General features: G+C 72.9%; 19 protein-coding genes and 1 pseudogene. 10 read left to right on the forward strand and 10 right to left on the reverse strand.

Annotated features, from left to right (window positions below; all coding sequences use genetic code 11):
* Positions 1-40: 40 nt before the first annotated feature.
* Positions 41-940, reverse strand: coding sequence for an SGNH/GDSL hydrolase family protein (locus tag OG906_RS30940; protein ID WP_329447361.1), 900 nt, complete (start codon positions 938-940; stop codon positions 41-43).
* On the reverse strand, positions 927-1,496 hold the full coding sequence (locus OG906_RS30945) for a PadR family transcriptional regulator (RefSeq protein WP_329447362.1): 570 nt from the start codon (positions 1,494-1,496) through the stop codon (positions 927-929). Before OG906_RS30945 ends, OG906_RS30940 begins: the two co-directional genes overlap by 14 nt.
* A 100-nt stretch (positions 1,497-1,596) precedes the next feature.
* Between OG906_RS30945 and OG906_RS30950 the strand changes: the two genes are divergently transcribed.
* Positions 1,597-2,016, forward strand: coding sequence for a nuclear transport factor 2 family protein (locus OG906_RS30950; RefSeq protein ID WP_329447363.1), 420 nt, complete (start codon positions 1,597-1,599; stop codon positions 2,014-2,016).
* Between the two features lie 173 nt (positions 2,017-2,189).
* On the opposite strand, the gene OG906_RS30955 is transcribed toward OG906_RS30950, so the two are convergent.
* Positions 2,190-2,810 carry an L-threonylcarbamoyladenylate synthase gene (locus OG906_RS30955; RefSeq protein WP_267798282.1) on the reverse strand — a complete coding sequence of 207 codons (621 nt, stop codon included), beginning with the start codon at positions 2,808-2,810 and terminating at the stop codon, positions 2,190-2,192.
* 149 nt (positions 2,811-2,959) lie between these two features.
* A complete protein-coding gene (locus OG906_RS30960) occupies positions 2,960-3,526 on the reverse strand; it encodes a helix-turn-helix domain-containing protein (protein WP_329447364.1) in 567 nt (188 codons plus the stop codon).
* A 143-nt stretch (positions 3,527-3,669) separates the two neighbouring features.
* Between OG906_RS30960 and OG906_RS30965 the strand changes: the two genes are divergently transcribed.
* Together OG906_RS30965 and OG906_RS30970 are read left to right on the forward strand one after the other, a co-directional pair.
* On the forward strand, positions 3,670-4,797 hold the full coding sequence (locus OG906_RS30965) for an arylsulfotransferase family protein (protein ID WP_329447365.1): 1,128 nt from the start codon (positions 3,670-3,672) through the stop codon (positions 4,795-4,797).
* Positions 4,794-6,149 carry a uracil-xanthine permease family protein gene (locus tag OG906_RS30970; protein ID WP_329447366.1) on the forward strand — a complete coding sequence of 452 codons (1,356 nt, stop codon included), beginning with the start codon at positions 4,794-4,796 and terminating at the stop codon, positions 6,147-6,149. The genes OG906_RS30965 and OG906_RS30970 overlap by 4 nt, the downstream gene beginning before the upstream one ends.
* Here the strand turns inward: OG906_RS30970 and OG906_RS30975 are convergent.
* The gene (locus OG906_RS30975; RefSeq protein ID WP_329447367.1) at positions 6,146-6,421 is read right to left on the reverse strand and encodes a hypothetical protein; all 276 of its coding nucleotides are present in this window, start codon (positions 6,419-6,421) and stop codon (positions 6,146-6,148) included. The two genes, OG906_RS30970 and OG906_RS30975, sit on opposite strands and share 4 nt — an antisense overlap.
* A gap of 162 nt (positions 6,422-6,583) precedes the next feature.
* On the reverse strand, positions 6,584-7,288 hold the full coding sequence (locus OG906_RS30980) for a class I SAM-dependent methyltransferase (RefSeq protein ID WP_329447368.1): 705 nt from the start codon (positions 7,286-7,288) through the stop codon (positions 6,584-6,586).
* 160 nt (positions 7,289-7,448) lie between these two features.
* Here OG906_RS30980 and OG906_RS30985 point away from each other — a divergent pair, with 160 nt between their 5' ends.
* From OG906_RS30985 to OG906_RS30995, 3 genes are all read left to right on the forward strand, one after another.
* Positions 7,449-8,210: an SDR family NAD(P)-dependent oxidoreductase gene (locus OG906_RS30985; protein ID WP_329447369.1), complete on the forward strand. Its 762-nt coding sequence runs from the start codon at positions 7,449-7,451 to the stop codon at positions 8,208-8,210.
* A gap of 85 nt (positions 8,211-8,295) precedes the next feature.
* On the forward strand, positions 8,296-9,036 hold the full coding sequence (locus OG906_RS30990) for a ribonuclease H family protein (RefSeq protein WP_329447370.1): 741 nt from the start codon (positions 8,296-8,298) through the stop codon (positions 9,034-9,036).
* A gap of 67 nt (positions 9,037-9,103) precedes the next feature.
* On the forward strand, positions 9,104-9,535 hold the full coding sequence (locus OG906_RS30995) for a DUF6234 family protein (RefSeq protein WP_329447371.1): 432 nt from the start codon (positions 9,104-9,106) through the stop codon (positions 9,533-9,535).
* A gap of 24 nt (positions 9,536-9,559) precedes the next feature.
* Here OG906_RS30995 and OG906_RS31000 read toward each other — a convergent pair whose 3' ends face one another.
* On the reverse strand, positions 9,560-10,906 hold the full coding sequence (locus OG906_RS31000; RefSeq protein WP_329447372.1) for a cytochrome P450: 1,347 nt from the start codon (positions 10,904-10,906) through the stop codon (positions 9,560-9,562).
* A 342-nt stretch (positions 10,907-11,248) separates the two neighbouring features.
* On the opposite strand from OG906_RS31000, the gene OG906_RS31005 reads away from it, so the two are divergent.
* Positions 11,249-13,312, forward strand: coding sequence for a SpoIIE family protein phosphatase (locus tag OG906_RS31005; protein WP_329447373.1), 2,064 nt, complete (start codon positions 11,249-11,251; stop codon positions 13,310-13,312).
* A gap of 79 nt (positions 13,313-13,391) precedes the next feature.
* Here the strand turns inward: OG906_RS31005 and OG906_RS31010 are convergent, their stop codons facing one another.
* Together OG906_RS31010 and OG906_RS31015 are read right to left on the reverse strand one after the other, a co-directional pair.
* The gene (locus OG906_RS31010) at positions 13,392-14,087 is read right to left on the reverse strand and encodes a CE1759 family FMN reductase (protein ID WP_329447374.1); all 696 of its coding nucleotides are present in this window, start codon (positions 14,085-14,087) and stop codon (positions 13,392-13,394) included.
* Entirely contained in the window at positions 14,084-15,169 is a 1,086-nt protein-coding gene (locus tag OG906_RS31015) for an LLM class flavin-dependent oxidoreductase (protein ID WP_329447375.1), read from the reverse strand. Before OG906_RS31015 ends, OG906_RS31010 begins: the two co-directional genes overlap by 4 nt.
* A 169-nt stretch (positions 15,170-15,338) precedes the next feature.
* Here OG906_RS31015 and OG906_RS43655 point away from each other — a divergent pair.
* From OG906_RS43655 to OG906_RS31030, 3 genes and pseudogenes are all read left to right on the forward strand, one after another.
* Positions 15,339-15,527 (forward strand): annotated as a pseudogene (locus OG906_RS43655) (hypothetical protein); the annotation flags it as partial.
* A 168-nt stretch (positions 15,528-15,695) separates the two neighbouring features.
* Positions 15,696-16,346, forward strand: a complete 651-nt coding sequence (locus OG906_RS31025) for a DUF4360 domain-containing protein (RefSeq protein WP_329447376.1) — start codon at positions 15,696-15,698, stop codon at positions 16,344-16,346.
* Between the two features lie 217 nt (positions 16,347-16,563).
* Positions 16,564-18,540 (forward strand): prolyl oligopeptidase family serine peptidase, encoded by a 1,977-nt coding sequence (locus OG906_RS31030; protein ID WP_443067474.1) that lies wholly within the window; start codon positions 16,564-16,566, stop codon positions 18,538-18,540.
* 28 nt (positions 18,541-18,568) lie between these two features.
* On the opposite strand, the gene OG906_RS31035 is transcribed toward OG906_RS31030, so the two are convergent.
* A complete protein-coding gene (locus tag OG906_RS31035) occupies positions 18,569-19,048 on the reverse strand; it encodes a GNAT family N-acetyltransferase (RefSeq protein ID WP_329447378.1) in 480 nt (159 codons plus the stop codon).
* Positions 19,049-19,167: the final 119 nt, after the last annotated feature.

A 19,167-nucleotide genomic window follows, 5' to 3' on the forward strand; every position in this document is an offset into this window, starting at 1 on the left:
GGTCGACGGGGTGAGGCCGCGGGCCGTCCCTGTGGAAGCGTCAGTGGCGTTCCGGCGCCCGCCCGTCGGCAAGGCCGTCGGCCCGACGCTCCGTACGGCCGTCCGCGCGACCGTCCGCAAGGCCGTTCGTGCGACCGTCCGTACGGCCGTCGGCGCCGTCGGCGAACACGGGCGTGAGCCGCGGGCGTTTCGCGGCGCGGCCGTCGCCCGATGAGCGGCCGCGCAGCCGGCGGGCCGTCCAGGGGCCGAGGAAGGACGCGGCCCAGCGCACCTCGCCCGTCGCCTGCCGCCATCCGACCGGCACCGCCGGCCGGGGTTCGGACAGGGGATGCGTCCAGGAGTCGTCCGTTCCCGGCACGGCGAGCGCGTGGGCGACGGCCGCGGCGATCCGGGCGTGCCCCAGCGGGCTCGCGTGCAGCCGGTCCGGGCTCCACATCCGCGGGTCCCCGACCACGGGGTGCGCGGCGGTCTCCGCGACGACCACCCCGTGCCGCCGCGCCGCCGACCGGATCCGGTCGTTGAGGGCGGTGACACGGGCGCCCACGGGGCGGGCGATCGGGATCAGCGTGGCCACGTCCGGGAAGGTGACCGTGGCGACGCGCGCCCCCTGCGCGGTCAGCGCGGCGAACATCGACTCCACCCGGCCGGCGACCTCGTCCGCGTCGAAGCGGGGGCGCAGCAGGTCGTTGACCCCGGCGACGACGGTGGCCAGATCGGGCCGCAGGGCGAGGGCGGGGGCCAGTTGCTCGTCGAGGACCTGCCCGGCGAGGCGGCCCCGGACGGCCAGGTTGGCGTACCGCAGACCGGGGTGGTGCGGGGCCAGGGTCTCGGCGAGCCGGTCGGCCCATCCGCGCAGTCCGGTGAGGTCGTCGCCGTCGCCCACGCCCTCCGTCTGGCTGTCGCCCAGCGCCACGTACCGCAGGTATTCATCGTTCGGCACGGTCGGCCCGCCTCTCCCGCACGATCGTGATCGTCCGCTGGTACCAGTCGAGGTTGGCCCGTTCGAAGGCCAGGCCGCGCAGGCAGGTCAGGTAGGGGCCGATCCGCGCACCGCGGCGGAGGAACTCCTCCTCGTCCGAAGCGCCCCGCATCCTGGCCAACAGCGCCTCGAACAGCTCGATCCTGGTCCGCGCCCAGGTCGAACGCTCGGAGAGCCGCTCGATCAGCACCTCGGCGTCGAGGTGATCGGCGGCCTGCACCTTGACGAGCAGGTCGTCCCGGATGAAGGACGGTTTGCCGGGGGACTGCGCGAACCGCTCCAGCTCGGCCGCGCCGGCGTCGGTGACCCGGAAGAGCCGCTTGTTCGGACGGGTGTCCTGGAGCACCTCCCGGCCCTGGACCAGACCCGCCTCCTCCAACCTGGTCAGCTCGGCGTAGAGCTGCTGGGGCAGCGCGTGCCAGAAGTTCGCCACTCCCATGTCGAACGCCTTGGCCAGCTGGTATCCGCTCAACTCCTCGTCGAGCAGTGCCGCCAGTACGGCGTGCCGCAGAGCCACCCGATCACCCCTCCTCGCCCGGTCGCCTCTGTTCAGCGACCCGACATCCATGATAGTCAAGAATATGAGTAATCGCATTCTTGAGTAGCAAGGGGGAGACATGAGCACTGCGGACCGATTCCGCGCCGCCGTCGACAACCGTGACCTCGGCGCGATCCACGACCTGCTCACCGAGGACGTCCGGCTCTACAGCCCGGTGAAGTTCGGCCCGTTCGAGGGCAAGGCGATGGTGATGGGCCTCTTCGGCGTCCTGCTGCGCACGTTCGAGGACATCCGCTACATCGGGCGGCTCGACGGTTCGGCGGAGACCGGCGTGGACGGCGAGCCGGCGCCGGCGGTGATGCTGCCCTTCCGGGCCACCGTCAACGGGAGGCAGATCCACGGCATGGACCTGCTGCACCTGGACGGGGAGGAGCGGATCAGGGAGATCACGGTGATGGTGCGCCCGCAGACCGCGGTGCAGGCACTGGGCGAGGCGGTGCTGGTGGGACTGGTCGCCGACGGCCTCGTCGACGGCTGAGCGGGTCGACGGCCGAGCACGTCATCGGCCGAGCGCGTCACCCGGCACGGACATCGGCGGTACGGGCGGCGCGAGCCCCGGGCGCCATCGGCCGCGGGCGTCACCGGCCGCGGGCGGGGTCGGGGCGTGGGCCCGACGCCGCCCGCAGCGCGTCGGGCCCCGGGTTCCGTGGGCTACTCGAAGCGGGCCGTGTCGCCCGCCCCGTGGCGCACGATCTCGGCCTCGCCGCCCGAGAAGTCGATGACGGTGGTCGGCCTGGTCCCGCAGTCGCCGGAGTCGACCACGATGTCCAGCACGTGGTCGAGGCGCTCCTTGATCTCCCAGCCCTGGGTCAACGGCTCGGGCTCGTCCGGCAGGAGCAGGGTGCTGGACAGCAGCGGCTCGCCGAGGTCGGCGAGCAGGGCCTGGGTGACCGCGTGGTCGGGGATGCGGACGCCGACCGTCTTCTTCTTGGGGTGGAGCAGCTGGCGCGGCACCTCCTTCGTCGCCGGCAGGATGAAGGTGTAGCTGCCGGGAGTGGAGGCCTTGATCGCGCGGAAGACGTCGTTGTCGATGTGGACGAACTGCCCCAGCTGCGCGAAGTTCTGGCAGACGAGGGTGAAGTGGTGCCGGTCGTCCAATCGGCGGATCGACCGGATCCGGTCCAGGCCGTCGCGGTTGCCCAGCTGACATCCCAGCGCGTAGCAGGAGTCGGTCGGATACGCGATGAGGGAGCCGGAGCGGATCATGTCGGCGATGTTGCCGATGGAGCGTTGCTGCGGATTCTCGGGGTGCACGTCGAAGTACTTCGCCATTCACCGAGACTACGCGACCCGGACGCTCCACCTCGGTCCGGGACCCGCGTCCGTACAGGTCGCCTGGCGCGGCGGCCGGGGCCGCGTGTCGGGCGACCGCGCCAACGGCCGGCCCCCGGTCCTCGGTACCGAAGGTCGTTCGACACCGTTCAGGCGCGCGGGTCCACGGTCGTCTCGATGTGGTCCGCCACCGCGACGAGCAGGACGCGGGTGCCCACCTCCAACGCCCGCCAGCGGTGCCGCACCCCGCCGGTGAGGTAGAGGGTGTCGCCCCTGCCCAGGTGGTGGGTGCGCCCCTCGGCCTCGACCTCGACGCTTCCGTCGGCGACGTACATCAACTCGTCGTTGCGGTGCCGGAACGCGCGGTCCGCGTCGTGGTCCCCGGTGAACTCCAGCGCGTGCATCTGTTGTTGGCCGCGGACGAGCGGGCGCACCCGCGCCGTGGGATCGAGCCCGGGGTCGGCGTCGGCGCGCACGATGTCCACGCTCCGGGGGGTCTCGGCCGCCGTCAGCAGCTGGACGGCCGTGGTCTCCAGCGCGTCGGCGATGAGTTGCAGCGAACGCATGCTGGGACGGGCCCGGTCGTTCTCGATCTGGCTGAGGAACGGGGACGACAGCCCGCTGCGGCGCGCCACCTCGGCGAGGGTGAGGTCCAGCGCCCTGCGTCGCCTGCGGATGCCCGCCCCGATCAGGGGCGCGGGCGGTTCGTCCGTCACGTGGTTCCTCGATTCCTCCGCTGTGTGGATCATCCTCTCGCAATCGGTCGCGGGCTTCGCACTGCCTTCACAGTGCCGCAACACTCCGCCGCTAGTTTCTAAGTCGATTGATCCCATCAAAGAAAGTTTCACAGGAGGATCGCATGTCCCCGATCGACCAGAACCTGCGTCGCCGCCGCGGCACCGGCCTGATCGCCCTCGACCCTTCCGCCTCGGAAGGGGGCTACACGCTCTTCGCCCCGCTCACCGGGACGGGCGAGGTGTACCTGATCGACCCGCACGGCGAGGTCGCCCACGAGTGGAAGCTCCCCTACCGGCCCGGTCGCCACGCCCGCGTCCTCGCGAACGGGAACCTGGCCTACAGCGGTGTGCTGCCCGACCAGCGCGCCCTCTTCCCCATGTGGCACAAGTACCGGGGCGGCGTCATGCTCGAAGCCGCCCCCGACGGCGCGATCCTGCGCGAGCACCGCGACCCGCTCCAGCACCACGACGCCCACCACCTCGGCGAGGGCCGCGTCCTCTACACGGCCCTCGAACCCCTGCGGGGCGCGGACGCCGCCGCCGTGCGCGGCGGGGTACCGGGCTCGGAGCCGGACGGCACGGTCTGGGCCGACACGATCAAGGAGGTCGACGCGGACGGCTCCGTCCGCTGGTCCTGGAGCGCGGCCGAGCACCTCGACCGCGAGGAGTACGCGCTGCACCCCGACTACTCGCGCGAACACTGGCCCCTGATCAACAGCGTCGTCCCGCTCGCCGACGGCAACGTCCTGGCGAGCCTGCGCAGCGTCTCGGCCGTCGTCGTCATCAGCCGGGAGACCGGCGAGATCCTCTGGCGCACCGAACCGGGAACGGTCTCGCAGCAGCACGCCCCCACCGAACTCGACAACGGCAACATCCTCGTCTTCGACAACGGCGTCTTCCGGCCCGGATCGGACGTCCCCTACTCCCGTGTCATCGAGATCGACCGCTCCTCCGGAAAGATCGTCTGGGAGTACCACGACCCCGCCCGCGAGTCGTTCTTCGCCCCGTTCATGGGCAGCGCCCAACGCCTCGCCGGCGGCAACACCCTCGTGACGGACTCGCCCGCCGGCCGCCTCTTCGAGGTGACCCCCGAGGGCTACCTGTGCTGGGAGTACGTCAACCCGTACTTCGGCGGCTACCGGGAATCCGAGGTGCGCGGCCTCTTCCCCGCCGAACACAACGCGGTCTTCCGCGCGTACCGGTACACCGCGCGGGAACTGCCCTGGCTGACCGCGGAGGCCGGCTCGTGACCACCGCCGACACCACCACCGGCCCGGTGCGGCCGGTCGACGAGCGGCTGCCTCTGGCCCGGCTCGCCCCGCTCTCCGCGCAGCACGTCCTGGCCATGGTCGCCGCACCCGTGTCCACGACGTTCCTCACCGGACAGGCCCTCGGGCTCGACGTCGGCAGCACCGCGTCCCTGCTCAGCGCCACCCTCGTGCTGTGCGGCGTCGGCGCGCTGCTCCAGTCCCTGGGCCTCCGGGGCATCGGGGCCCGGCTCCCGTTCGTCATGCTGCCCGGCGGCGCGGCCACCGCGCTCTTCATCCAGATCGCCAAGGACCACGGGCCCGCCACGGCGACCGGATCCGTGCTCCTCGCGGCGGCGCTGCTGTTCGCGATCCTGCCGTTCTACGCCAGGATCGTGCGCTTCTTCCCGCCGCTTGTCATGGGCACGGCCGTGCTGCTGATCGGCATCGCCATGATCCGGGTCGCCGCCCAACTCATCACCGGTCCGCGCACCGCCGCCGGGTACGCGGCGCCGTCGGCGGTCCTGCTGGCCGCCGTCACCATCGGGGTGACGGTGCTGCTGCTGTTCCTGCTGCGCGGGGTCTGGAGACAGACGGCGGTCCTGCTCGGCATGGGCGCCGGCACCCTGATCGCCGTCACGACCGGGCTGGGCACCTTCGCGCCCGCCGCCGGCAGCGGACTGGCCCTCCCGCACCTTCTCCCGTACGGAGCACCGCAGTTCAACGTGCTCGCCGCGCTGCCACTGCTGATCTTCAGCCTCACCACGCTCGCGGAGATCACCGGACAGACCGTCCTGAACAGCGAGACCGTGGGCAACGCGTCCGATCCCGGACGCGACGTACCGCGCGTGGCCAGGGCCGACGCGCTGGTATCCGTCCTCGGTGGGCTCTTCGGCACCTCGCTGATGGTGACCAGCGCCGAGAACATCGGGATCGGCCGGATCACCGGCGTGCGCAGCCGCTACGTCACGGCCGGGGCCGGTGTGCTGCTCGTGATCGTGGGACTGCTCGCCCCCCTCACCCGACTGCTGGCCGGCATACCCGCTCCGGTCGTCGGAGGGTCCGCGCTGGTGATCTACGGGATCATCGCCGTGATGGGCGTCGACATGCTGACGCGCGCGAACCCGGGGGAGAAGACCCACTCCACGGTGATCGCGCTCGCCCTCACCGTCGGACTGCTCCCGGTGGTCGCGCCCGACATCTACCAGGGATTCCCCGGCTGGGCCCGCACGGTCCTCGGCAGCGCGGTGGTGGCGGGCACCCTCACCGCCGTACTGCTCCACGCGCTGTTCCGGCGTCGAGTCCGCGAGGCGGAGACGACGCCGGAACAATCGACCGAGGCCCGGTCCGACTAGAAGGTGTCGGCCCAGTTCGACGCGTCCAGCAGCGACATCGCGGACGCGGCGCCGGCGACGGCCGGCGGCGCGGTGCCGTCGTTGGAGCCGACGGTGTTGTCGCGGCCCGCGTTGAAGTTGTCGTCCTGCGCGTACTGCACGTTGGTGCTGCCGACGATGTAGACGTGGTGGACGTCGCCGTCGGCGGTCGCGGCCAGCGCCGGGGAGGCCACGGCGGACAGCGCGCCGGCGGCGGCCAGCACGGTCAGGGCGGCAAGGGCACGGCTGCGCATCGTTCGCTTCACAACATCGCCTTTCACAAGGGGGACTGGGGTCAGGTCGACCGTAAACCCTGCCGAATGCGGGCAATTGACGACACACAGGGCACTTCGGTTGATGGCACCGTTCGGCGGCGAATCGGGCATTCACGGTCCCATGAGCGGTTCAGCCGATCGTCATACCGGGAGATCTGTCGGGGAGGCCGGCGTCGGGGCGGGCGTCGACGCGGGGCGACGGGCGCGGCAGAAGAAGTGCTCCTCCGGTTCGACACCCCCGCCGGCGCCCTCGCGGGAATCGGCGGACCCGGCCTCCGGCGTGAACACCGCCGTGTGGTGGCCGAGCACCTCCAACCCGGCGCCCTCCACCCTGCTCAGGTACTCGCTCGCGGACAGGCTGCTGACCGTGACCTCGTGCCCCATCCAGACGATGTCCAGATCGCTGATGTCCCCCGGCACGGTCGCCATGACGAAGTACCCGCCGGGCGCCACCCACGACAGCATCCGCTCCAGCGACGCCACCACGTCCCGCCGGTCCATCACCAGCAGCGGGAAGAACGCGCACACCGCGTCGAAGCCGCCCTCCGGGGCCGTGTACGACCGCACGTCCGCCTGCTCGAACCGGGCCGACGGCACCCGGGCCCGCGCCAGCCCGACCATCTCCGCCGACACGTCGATGCCGGTCACCGCGCAGCCGGCCCGCGCCAGCGCCTCGGCGGTCGGTCGACCGGTGCCGCTGCCGACGTCCAACACCCGTGCGCCCGGCTCCAGTCGGGCGGCGAGCCAGTCCAGCGCCGCGAGCTGTCCGGGCACCCGCCCGAACACCTCCTCGTAGTGCGCGCCCACCTCGTCGAATACCTCCGCCGCAGTCTTCCGATCACTCATCGAAGCCCCTCGCTCCCGGGTCCGTGTGCCGTGGGCTCCCCGGTCGACCCGGGGATGCCGTGGGGTTCGTGCCCCGGGTCGGGACGGCACAACCGCCGGTTGACATCGGGGGAGCCCCCGTTCAGAGTCGTGATCGACAACAGCTCGGAGGGAGCGCGCGATGGACACGGCGAGTCGAGGCGTACTGGTCACCGGCGCCTCCCGGGGCATCGGCCGCGCGATCGCGACGGCGTTCGCCGAGCGCGGGGACCGCGTCGCGGTGCACTGCTCCACCCGTGCGTCCGAGGCGCGTGAGGTCCTGGGGGCACTGGCCGGGGAAGGCCACGTACTGGTCTGCGGCGACCTCACCGATCCCGCGCGCGTCGAGGGGCTCGTTTCCGAGGCCGCCGAGGCGCTCGGCGCGCTGGACGTCCTGGTGAACAACGCCGCCGTGATGATCCCCCACCCCCTGGCCACCACCCCGTACGCGCAGTGGCAGGAGGCCTGGCAGCGCACCGCCGCCGTCAACCTGTTCGGCGCCGCCAACATCAGCTACTGCGTCGCCCGCCGGATGATCGACGAGGGGCGAGGGGGCCGCATCGTCAACGTCGGCTCGCGCGGCGCCTTCCGGGGCGAACCCGAGCACCCCGCGTACGCGGCGACCAAGGCGGCCCTGCACGCCCTCGGCCAATCCCTTGCCGTCTCCCTCGCACCCCACGACATCGCCGTCGCCTCCGTGGCGCCCGGCTTCGTCGCCACGGAACGGGTCGCCGATCGGCTGAACTCCCCGGAAGGCGAACGGATCGCCGCGCAGAGCCCGTTCGGCCGCGTCGCCGAACCGCGCGAGATCGCCTCGGCCGTCCTCTACCTCGCCTCGCCCGAGGCGACCTGGTCCTCCGGCACGATCCTCGACGTCAACGGAGCCTCGTACCTCCGTACGTGACGCACGGCGTCCGAGGCCCGCCGGCCGAGGCCCGCGCACCGGCTCGCGGGTCGAAGGCGGTCTCCCGGTGGGGCATGATCGGGGGATGTCTGATCGCATCATTGCCGCCTGCGACGGGGCGGCCAAGGGGAATCCCGGGCCCGCCGCATGGGCGTGGGTCATCGCCGACGCCGACGGGCGCCCCGAGCGCTGGGAGTCCGGCCCACTGGGGCGGGCCACGAACAACGTGGGCGAACTCACCGCCCTGCAGCGCCTCCTGGAGGCCGTCGCCCCCGGCGCGGTCGTCGAGGTGCGCATGGACTCGCAGTACGCGATGAAGGCCGTGACCCAATGGCTCCCCGCGTGGAAGCGCAACGGCTGGAAGACGGCGGCGGGCAAGCCGGTGGCCAACAGGGAACTCGTCGAGAGCATCGACGCACTGCTGGCCGACCGGGACGTGGAGTTCCGCTACGTTCCCGCCCACCGCGAGGACGGCGACCACCTGAACGCGATCGCCGACCAGGCGGCCAGTGACGCGGCCGTCAGCCAGCAGGCCGCGGGCACCGCCCTGGGCGACGCGTCCATGCCGGTTCCCGCGCCCGTGCGCAGCGCGCCGGCCCGCGGCTCCGCCCCGCGCTCCGCCGCGAGCCGCTCCTCCGCGCCCCGGGCCGCGGCCGGCGGCAGGGCGGCGCCCGCGCGCGGCGGCCGGTCCATCAAGGCCAAGTTCCCCGGCACCTGCCCCTGCGGCAAGCAGTACGCGGCCGGCGAGATGATCGCGAAACTGGGCACGCGCTGGGGACACCCGGACTGCCCGAGCCCGGTGCCGGAACCCGCCGCCGGCTCCTGACCGCGCGGCCGTGTGCATGAGTACGCGTACTCATGCACACGCCGACGCGCGTGGCGACAGTGGGAACATGACGACATCGACGGGGCCCGCCCCCGAGCGCACGGACGTGGCACGGGGCGGGTCCGGGTGCGCGGCCTTCGGCCTGGTCCTCCTGGAACTGCTGGCCGTGTGCGGGGTGGCACTCGTCTGGCTCGGGGAATCGTTCCGGCTGGACACGTCGCGGGACGAGCCGGAGGTGCGGCTCGACGGATACCTGGGCGCCCTCGCCGTGGTGTTCCTCGTCGCCCTGGTCGTCGCGCTCCTCGCGGGATGGCGCGGGGCGCGGGCGGTGGTGTGGAGCCAACTCGTCATGATGGCCCTGCTGCTCGCCGTGATCGTCGCGGGAGGCGCGGCTCAGCGACACGAGGACGAGCGCGATCACCCGGCCCCGGGGTTCACCGGCATGGTCGGCTGCCGCAGCGGCGGGGACGACGGCGAGTGCGCGCACACCGGCCGATGACCCCCGCGGAGTCGAGGGAGACCTCTACCCGGCCCCGGCCGCGGTGAGCACGGCCGGGGTCGGACCGTCCGGGCGGACCGTGACGCTGTACGCGGCCCTCGTCGGAGCGGAGCGGAAGGTCACGGTGTGGCCGGGCAGCAGGTGTTCGAGCAGGACCGTCGACTCCAGAAGGGTGAACTGCAACCCCAGGCAGGCCCGCGGCCCGAGCCCGAACGGCAGGTAGGAGCCCGGATGGGTGGGCCGCCCGCCCGGGTCCGTGAACCGGCGCGGGTCGAAACGCTCGGGGTCCGGCCACAGGGCCGCGTCGCGGTGCGCGAGGTAGGGGCAGACCAGGACGTCGGTCCCCGCCTCGATGGCGTACCCGGCCAGCGTGTCGTGCGCCGTGCTGCGACGGGGCAGGATCCAGGCGGACGGGTAGAGCCGGAGGGTCTCGCTGACCAGCGCCCTGATCGCCGCGCGCCGCTCGGGCGACCCCTCGTCGCCGGCGGCCAGGACCCGTTCGCGGGCCTCGGGGTGGCGGTCGAGGAGCAGGTGCAGCCAGGTCAACGTGGTCGCGGTGGTCTCGTGGCCGGCGACCAACAGCGTCACCAGTTCGTCGTGGACGAGCCGGTCGGTGTGCCCGGAGTGTTCGGCGGACGCCGTGGACGCGTCGAGCAGGACGTGGAGCAGCCCGGGGCCGGTCGGGCCGGCCACTCGCCCCCGGGCCGCCTCGACGGCGTGCCGGACGAGGAGGTCGATCCTGGCGAGGTCGGCCGCGACCGCCTCCCGCGCGTCGAGCGCCTCGGCGGGCAGCGTCGGCAGGGCGGCCACGAGCGTTCCCACGAGGGCCAGTTCGCGTTCGGTGTCCTCGTCGAGGGGGTGGCCGGTGAGGGAACGCCAGATGGTGTCCAGCGCGAACCGGCGCATCTCCTCGCCGACGTCGAGCGTGTCCCCGCTGTGGCCGTACTCGGTCCAGCGGCGGGCGGCCGTCCGGGCGGCCGCGACGATCCGCTGTTCGTGGCGGCGCATCCCCGCCCCGGTGAACTGGGACTGGAGCAGCCGTCGTTGGCGCTTCCACGCCTCACCGGTCGCCGAGAGCGCGCCGTCGCCGATCAACAGCCGGGCGCGGTGCGAACGCTTGACGTACCGGTCCCCGTGCTGGGCGAGGACGTGCTGCACCGCCCGCGCCTCCGTGACCAGGACCGTGGGCCTCGACCCGAGGCGGACGGCCACCACGCCGCCGAGGAGATCGCGCGCCAGCGCCAGCAGCTCGATCAGCTCGCCCCCCTCGCGGCGCCACCGTTCCACATGGGCGGGGTCCAGCTCGGGAGGCGGCCGACGGGCCCGGGGGACACGCGGCGGGCGGGCGGCGGGGTGTGTTCCGGTGGCCACTGGTCTTCTCCTGTTCGACCGCTGGAATCGGTCCTCTAGGAAGCACGGGCGTCACGGACCGTACGCGTGTCCGCGAGTGCGGTGACATGGGCCCGGTGCGTCCGGGGCCGAGGCCCCGCGCGACGCTCCGAGCGGCGCCGGCTCTGCCGTGCCCGCTCGCCGGGAAACCTGCCGGTCGACTCCTCATCGTGATCGCCCGAGTGCGTTCCGTGGGATTCGGCGTCACCGTCCGGATTCCGCGGTCGGACGAAATGTACCCCTCTTCGATCGCGGGCAGAATTGGAGGAACGGCCCGTGATCGACTCGCGGGCGCCGGACAGCCACCCGTGAGGGGATCTGCCGATGCCGACGGACCGGCCTGGGGGAGCGGGGGGAGAGCAGGGTCCCGAGCCGCTCCGGTCCGAGCCGGGATCGCTCCTGGAGCACGTGTCGGTCGCGGTCTTCGGCATCGATGACGAGGGCCTGATCCGGTACTGGGGCCCCGGCGCCCGGAACCTGTTCGGCCACGAGGCCGCGGACGTGCTCTCCGGGCCCGCCGCCGCCCTTTTCCCGGCCTCGGAGCCGGACGCGGCCGCGCACCTCGCGGAGCGGGCGCGGACCCTCGGGTACTGGCGCGTGCGGCTGCCCGTCCGCCACCGGGACGGCACCGTCTTCGACTGCGGCTTCCGGGTCTTCCCCGTGGCCGGCGCCGAGGGCGACTCCGTGATCATGGGCCTGGCGAGCAGGAGCGAGGAACTCGACCGGGTGAAGACGAACCTGTCCTTCCTCGACGCGCTCTTCGAGACCTGCCCGATCGGCCTGGTCATGCTCGACGAGGACCTGCGTTACGTCCACCTCAACCAGGCGCTGGCCGACATGGACGGCATCCCCGTCGCCGAGCACCTCGGACGGCACATGGCCGACGTCATGATCACCTCGGACGACGGCGAGTACCGGCGGATGCTGCGCGGGGTGGCCCGGGACGGCCGCCCGGTGGTCGGCACGCTGGTGGGCCTGCGGACGAGCGGACATCCCGACCGCGACCAGGTCCGGTCGGTGAGCTTCTTCCCGCTGAGCGGCGCCGTGGACACCCGGCGCGGGGTGGGAGGGCTGCTGATCGACGTCACGGACCGGGAGCGGGCCATCCTGGAGGCGACGTCCGCCCGCCGCCGGCTGGCGCTGTTGGACCGGGCGGCGGGACACATCGGCACCACCCTGGACGTCGAGGTCACCGCGCGGGAACTGGTCGAGGTCGTGGTGCCGGACTTCTGCGACGGATCCGTCGTGGAACTCGTGGAGTGGATGGACGAGAACGAGGACTTCGATCCACTGCTCCCGCTGTTCACCCGCAGGATCGCCTCCGGCACCACGCTGGACGCGCCCGCCGTCGAGCTGGTGAGCGGCCTGCGGGAGGTGACCTACCCGCCGGGCTCCGGCATCCACCAGATGCTCAGCTCGGGCCGCCCGATCTGCGTCCGGGTGGACGAGGACTTCGTCGCGCGGACCGTCGTGCACCGACAGCGCGCCCGGCTGCTCAGGGAAAGCGGCCTGGTCCGCATCCTCATCGCCCCGCTCATCGCACGCGGCACGGTGCAGGGCCTCGCCATGTTCGGGCGTTCGGCGGCCCGCCCCGACTTCGCCGAACAGGACCTCGGGCTCGCCGGGGAGCTGGCCTCGCGCGCCGCCCTCTGCCTGGACAACGCCCGCCTCTACAGCCGGGTCCAGGACATCGCGCTCACCCTCCAGCGTTCCCTCCTGCCCACCGCCCCGGCGGCCGGACCCCACGTCGACATCGCCCACCGCTACCTGCCCGGCGGCCGGGGCACCGAGGTCGGCGGCGACTGGTACGACGCCGGAACACCGGCCGACGACCGGGTGGCCCTCGTCGTCGGCGACGTGATGGGCCACGGGGTGCCGGCGGCGGCCGCCATGGGCCGCTTGCGGATCACCGCGAAGGCGCTCTCCCGGCACACCCGCGACCCCCGGGCACTGCTGGAGGAACTCGACGCCTGCGCCCAGGACGTCGGCATCGAATGGGCGACCTGCGCGTACCTCCTGTACGACGCCCGCACCGGGCACGCCGTCATCGCCAACGCGGGCCATCCGCCGCCCCTGGTACGGCGCCCCGACGGGACGGTCGAGACCCTCGCGGAGGGCCTGGGAGTGCCGCTCGGGGTGGGCGGCGTACCCTTCGAGTCGATCGAGGTCGAACTCCCCGAGGGCGCCGTCGTGGCCCTCTACACCGACGGGCTGATCGAGGCCCGCGGCCGGGACATCGACACGGGCCTCGACGCGCTCCGCGAGGAACTGCGCGGCCCCATGGGGTCGTTGGAGGAGGCCGCCGACCGGATCCTGTCGAACCTGCTGCCCGACGCCGCGACCGACGACACGGTCCTCGTCCTGGCCCGGGTGCGCCGCGCCCGGTGAGGTGTCCGGCGTCGGGCGCCGAGTCGCGCCGCGTGTCGGGTCGCGTGTCGGGTCCGGCCGTGGGTCCGGCCGTCGCCGGTCACCGCCGCGCGGGCCGGGCCCGTACGGCCTCCAGGTGCCGCTCGAAGGACACGACCTCCTCGTCCCCGTCCGGCGTGGGGAAGGCCGGGCCGCCGGCCGGCGGTCTGCCGGCGGCGAGCAGGGCCGCCAACTCGGCCGCCGACCGGCCGATCCGGCGGGGCAGCTCCTCCGTGAAGGGGTCACCGGCGTTCCCCCAGTCGGAGGTGGCCGCGTAGACACCGGTGGGCACCACCACGGCGCGCAGGTAGGCGAACAACGGGCGCAGGGCGTGCTCCAGCACCAGCGAATGCCGGCTGGTCCCGCCGGTCGCCGCGATCAGCACGGGACGGCCGGTGAGGGCCGTGTTCTCGACGAGGTCGAAGAAGGACTTGAACAGGCCCGAGTAGGAGGCGGTGAACACGGGCGTGACGACGATGAGCGCGTCGCAGCGCTCCACCGCGCCCAGCGCGACCGCGAGGCCCGGCGGCGGGTACCCGGTCACGAGGTGGGCGGCGATGTCACGTGCCAGCGGGCGCAGTTCGACGAACTCGATCGCAGAGGCCACCCCCAGCGCGTCCAGTGCCGACCGCGTCGCGGCGGCGAGCCGATCGGCGAGCAGCCGGGTGGACGACGGATCGCTCAGACCGGCCGCGACCACCGTGATCCTCCTCGGTGCGCCGTCACCGGAGAGCACGGCGGCCGGGTTCTCGATCACGGGGCGACCCCGTCGCGCGCCGCCAGCCGGCCCGCGTGGGTCGGCGCGGCCGCCGTGGCCGCCGGGCGCACCGCGGCGAACTCCCGCCGCAGCACCGGCACGACCTCCTCGCCCAGGATGTCGAGCTGTTCGAGGACGGTCTTCAGCGGCAGCCCGGCGTGGTCCATCAGGAACAACTGCCGCTGGTAGTCGCCGAAGTGCTCACGGAACTCCAGGGTGCGCTCGATCACCTGAGCGGGACTGCCGACCGTCAGCGGGGTCTGCTCGGTGAACTCCTCCAGCGAGGGACCGTGCCCGTACACCGGGGCGTTGTCGAAGTAGGGCCGGAACTCCCGCACCGCGTCCTGGGAGTTCTTCCGCATGAACGCCTGCCCGCCGAGGCCGACGATCGCCTGCTCCTCGGTGCCGTGGCCGTGGAAGGCGAACCGGCGCCGGTAGAGGCGGATCAGCCGCTGGTAGTGCTCCTTGGGCCAGAAGATGTTGTTGGCGAAGAAGCCGTCACCGTAGTAGGCCGCCTGCTCGGCCACCTCGGGACTGCGGATGGAACCGTGCCACACGAAGGGCGGCAGTCCGTCGAGCGGGCGGGGGGTGGAGGTGAACGCCTGGAGCGGGGTGCGGAAGCGTCCCTCCCAGTCGACCACGTCCTCCTCCCACAGGCGGCGCAGCAGCGCGTAGTTCTCCACGGCCAGCGGGATGCCGTCCTGGATGTCCTTGCCGAACCACGGGTACACCGGACCGGTGTTGCCGCGTCCGAGCACCAGGTCCACCCGCCCGTCGGCCAGGTGCTGGAGCATCGCGTAGTCCTCCGCGATCTTCACCGGGTCGTTGGTGGTGATGAGCGTGGTCGCGGTGGAGAGCAGCAGGCGTTCGGTGCGCGCCGCGATGTAGCCCAGCACGGTCGTGGGGGAGGACGGGACGAACGGCGGATTGTGGTGCTCGCCCATGGCGAAGACGTCCAGCCCGACCTCCTCCGCCTTGAGGGCGATGGTGGTGATCGCCTTGATGCGCTCCCGTTCGCCGGGGGTGTGGCCCGTCGTCGGGTCGGTGGTCACATCACCCACGGTGAAGATGCCGAACTGCATGCGGCCCGCTCTCTCTCGCACCGGCCGTGCGCTGCGCCGGCCGGTCGTCGTCCTTGTCGGCATGGAGCGTACGAAGGGGGAGCGGCCCCGATGTGCCCGAGTGCGCACGCCGAAGTGACCCACCGCGCACGACCCGCGCGAGGACCTCGACGGGGTCAGCGAACTCCTCGTCCGGCCCGACGGACACATCGCCTGGGCCACGCGCACCGCGGACCCGCGCCCGCGCCGCCGAACGGGCCGCCGCCCTCGCGGCGGCGATCGACACGGGCCGTGTGTGATCCGGCGGCCGAAGCGGCCGATGTCGACGCCGTGTGATCGGCCGGTAACCGCCTTATTCCGCAGGGAGCGCGGTCTCTAGCATCCAGAGCGTTCCGGTACTCGTTCCGCGACGCGGCCGGACGGTCGAGGTTTCCACACGCCGCGGCCCCACCCGACGATTCCCGCTGTCCGGGTCGACGGAGCGGGACCGCGCGCTCGGCCGGACCCCCCACCTCAGGCAAGGCCACCGACAACCGATCGGAGCATCATGCCCGGTGCCTTACTCGCCGGCGGCGCGACCGCCGTGTTCCTCGCCGGCACGTTCCTCGCCCCGCAGGCCCCGGCCGGCATCACCGTGCCGCCCGACAAGATCGTCATCGAGCTCGCGACCGTCAACGGGTCCGGATGTCCGCTGGGCACGGCGGCCGTCGCCGTGTCGGCGGACAACACGGCCTTCACCGTCACCTACAGCCAGTACCTGGCACAGGTCGGAGTCGGCTCCCAACCGACGGACTTCCGCAAGAACTGCCAGCTCAACCTGATCGTGCACGTCCCGCAGGGCTTCACCTACGCCGTCGCCAGCGCCGACTACCGCGGTTACGCCCACCTGGAGAGAGGGGCCAACGCGATCCAGAAGGCCTCGTACTACTTCCAGGGCTCGCCCGAGACGGCCACCGGGACCCACCGCTTCAACGGCCCGCTCGACAACAACTGGCAGGCCACCGACACCACCGACTGGGCCCAGCTGGTCTGGGCGCCCTGCGGCGCGCAGCGCAACTTCAACATCAACACCGAGCTGCGGGTCAACGCCGGCACCTCGGACCCGAAGAAGACGAACAGCTTCATCGCCATGGACTCCACCGACGGTGCCATCCAGACCGTCTACCACCTCGCCTGGAAGACCTGCCCCGCACGCTGACCCCGAACGCCGGCCCCGGTCGGCGGTCGACGTACCCCGGCTGCGGGCTCGGCGTACGCCGAGCCCGCACCACCGGCCCGACCGCCCCGTGGCCCGTCGGCGGGGCGGCCGGCACCACACCGATGCGGTGACGGCGCCGGGGCCGAGGCTGCCCGACCGGCGGACAGGCACCGCCGGACGTCGGCACAATCGGGGGGTGATCGAAGACGACCCGTACATGTGGCTGGAAGACGTGAGCGGCCCCCGCGCCCTGGCCTGGGCGGCCGAGCGGACCGCGGAGACGACGGACCTGCTGGCCCGCGGCCCCGAGTTCGCGGCCCTGGCCGCCGAACTGCGCGAGGTCCTGGACGACGAGCGCCGGATTCCCCACGTCCGTCGCCGCGGCCGGTACCTGTACAACTTCTGGCAGGACGCCGCGCACGTGCGGGGCGTCTGGCGCCGCACCACGCCGGAGGAGTACGCCAAGGACCTCCCGGGCTGGGAGACGGTGCTGGACATCGACGCCCTGGCCGCCGAGGAGGCCGAGGACTGGACGTGGTCGGGCGCCGAGGTGCTGTACCCCGGCCACCGGCACGCGCTGGTGCACCTCTCCCGGTCGGGCGCCGACGCCGTGGTGGTGCGCGAGTTCGACCTGGAGACCCTGGCGTTCGTCACCGGCGGGTTCGAGGTGCCCGAGGGCAAGACCAGGATCGACTGGATCGACGTGGACGAGGTCTACGTCGGCGCCGACCTCGGCCCGGGCTCGCTCACCGCGTCCGGCTATCCCGCCACGGTGCGCAGGTGGCGGCGCGGCACGCCGCTGGACGAGGCTCCCCTCGTCTTCGAGGTGGAGGGCGACGACCTGGCCGCGGCCGGCTGGTTCGACCCGACCGAGGGCTTCGCGCGCCACTTCCTGTCCCGACAGAAGGACTTCTGGGACCGGACCCTGTTCCTCCTGGACGAGGACGGTCGACGCATCGAGATCGACATCCCGGGCGACGCGACGGCGTACGCCCACCGGTCCTGGCTGGTGGTCGCCCCGAAGACCCCCTGGCTCGGTTGGCCGGCGGGTTCCCTGCTGGCCTTCGACTTCGACGCGTTCCTCGCCGGGAACCGCGAGGCGGCCGTGCTGTTCGAACCGGACGAGCGCACCGCCCTCGCCGGCCACTCCTGGACCCGCCACCACCTCATCCTGCAGACGCTCCGCGACGTCTCCACCCGCATGGAGGTCCTGACGCCCACGCCCGAGGGCTGGCGCCGGGAACCGCTGGCGGACGTACCGCCGCTCGCCGCGGCCTCGATCACGGGAACCGACCCGTACGACAGCGACGAGTACTTCCTCCACGTCTCGGGACACCTGCGACCCGCCACCCTCCACCGGGGCGAGATCGGCGGCGACAGCGCGATCGTCAAACAGGCGCCCGCCCTCTTCGACACCACCGGGCTGACGGTCCGGCAGTACTTCGCGACGTCCGAGGACGGCACCCGCGTGCCCTACTTCGTCGTCGGACCCGAGGACGGTCCCGGCCCGACCCTGCTCTACGGCTACGGCGGGTTCGAGGTGTCCCTGACCCCGGGGTACGACGCCGTCACCGGGCGGGCCTGGCTCGCCCGCGGCGGTACGTACGCGATCGCGGGCATCCGGGGCGGCGGCGAGTACGGGCCCCGGTGGCACCGGGCCGCGCTCAAGGCCGAGCGGCCGCGGGCGTTCGAGGACTTCGCCGCCGTCGCCGGGGACCTCGTCGCCCGCGGGATCACCACCCCCGACCGGTTGGGCATCGAGGGGCGCAGCAACGGCGGCCTGCTCATGGGCGCCATGACCGTCCGCTACCCCGAGCTCTTCGGCGCCGTCGTCATCGGCTTCCCGATCCTCGACCTCCTGCGCTTCCACCGGCTCCTCGCGGGCGCGTCCTGGACCGCCGAGTACGGGGACCCCGACCTGGTCGAGGACCGCCCCCACCTGGAGGAACTCTCCCCGTACCACGCCTTCCGGTCGGACCGGCCCTACCCGCCGATCCTGCTCCTCACCGCGACCAGCGACGACCGGGTCCACCCGGGGCACGCGCGCAAGGCCGCCGCCCGGCTGCGGGAGCTCGGTCACGTCGTCCACTTCCACGAGACGGCCGGCGGCGGACACGCGGGCGCCGGCGACAACGCCCAGGCCGCCGTGAACGAGGCGCTCACCCACACCTTCCTCTGGAACCGCCTGGGGTGAGGGCAACGTCCCCGGGCGGCCCGCGGCATCAGCGTGCGGGGGGCATGTCGTAGGTCACCCACATGGTCCGCGTCGCCACCCGGTCGTACTTGGAGCGGGCCCGGTGGTTGTCGTCGGCGGTGATCCAGCGGACCACGCTCCAGCCGCGCTCGGCGGCGATCTCCGACAGCCGCGCCAGCAGCAGGTCGGCGGCGCCGCCGCCGCGGTGTTCGGGGGCGACGAACAGGTCGTCGAGGAAGCAGCCGACCGACGCCGAGAGGGGACGCGCGTACGGGCGGTAGTGGGCGAGGCCGACGAGCCGGCCCTCGCCGTCCTCGGCGACCAGGGCCTCCACCTCGTGCGCGGGGTCGTGCACCCACGACCACACCAGCGCGGCGGCCTCCTCGGTCTGCTCCACCCGGTAGAAGTCCGCGTAGCCGCGGTAGAGGACACGCCACTGCGCGAAGTCCGCCGGTCGTGCGGCACGGACGTGGACGGTGCTCGAACCGCGGTTCGCGTCGGCTGCCATGGGGGTGTCTCCTCTGCTCGAACGGGCACTGCGGTGGGGTGCGGCGGCGATCGCGGCACCGCCGTCGTCGTCCTCGCCCGTCGATCATCGTCGACACCGAGGCCCGCCGAACGCGCCGG

Source organism: Streptomyces sp. NBC_01426 (assembly GCF_036231985.1).
Classification (GTDB): Bacteria; Actinomycetota; Actinomycetes; order Streptomycetales; family Streptomycetaceae; genus Streptomyces.

Bases quoted from the DNA above. Each gene is read 5' to 3' on its own strand.
- OG906_RS30975 (WP_329447367.1), bottom strand. From the start codon at position 6,421: ATGCGCAGCCGTGCCCTTGCCGCCCTGACCGTGCTGGCCGCCGCCGGC.
- OG906_RS31005 (WP_329447373.1), top strand. From the start codon at position 11,249: ATGCCGACGGACCGGCCTGGGGGAGCGGGGGGAGAGCAGGGTCCCGAG.
- OG906_RS30995 (WP_329447371.1), top strand. From the start codon at position 9,104: ATGACGACATCGACGGGGCCCGCCCCCGAGCGCACGGACGTGGCACGG.
- OG906_RS30990 (WP_329447370.1), top strand. From the start codon at position 8,296: ATGTCTGATCGCATCATTGCCGCCTGCGACGGGGCGGCCAAGGGGAAT.
- OG906_RS30965 (WP_329447365.1), top strand. From the start codon at position 3,670: ATGTCCCCGATCGACCAGAACCTGCGTCGCCGCCGCGGCACCGGCCTG.
- OG906_RS31030 (WP_443067474.1), top strand. From the start codon at position 16,564: ATGTGGCTGGAAGACGTGAGCGGCCCCCGCGCCCTGGCCTGGGCGGCC.
- OG906_RS30985 (WP_329447369.1), top strand. From the start codon at position 7,449: ATGGACACGGCGAGTCGAGGCGTACTGGTCACCGGCGCCTCCCGGGGC.
- OG906_RS30950 (WP_329447363.1), top strand. From the start codon at position 1,597: ATGAGCACTGCGGACCGATTCCGCGCCGCCGTCGACAACCGTGACCTC.
- OG906_RS31015 (WP_329447375.1), bottom strand. From the start codon at position 15,169: ATGCAGTTCGGCATCTTCACCGTGGGTGATGTGACCACCGACCCGACG.
- OG906_RS30955 (WP_267798282.1), bottom strand. From the start codon at position 2,810: ATGGCGAAGTACTTCGACGTGCACCCCGAGAATCCGCAGCAACGCTCC.
- OG906_RS31035 (WP_329447378.1), bottom strand. From the start codon at position 19,048: ATGGCAGCCGACGCGAACCGCGGTTCGAGCACCGTCCACGTCCGTGCC.
- OG906_RS31025 (WP_329447376.1), top strand. From the start codon at position 15,696: ATGCCCGGTGCCTTACTCGCCGGCGGCGCGACCGCCGTGTTCCTCGCC.
- OG906_RS30980 (WP_329447368.1), bottom strand. From the start codon at position 7,288: ATGAGTGATCGGAAGACTGCGGCGGAGGTATTCGACGAGGTGGGCGCG.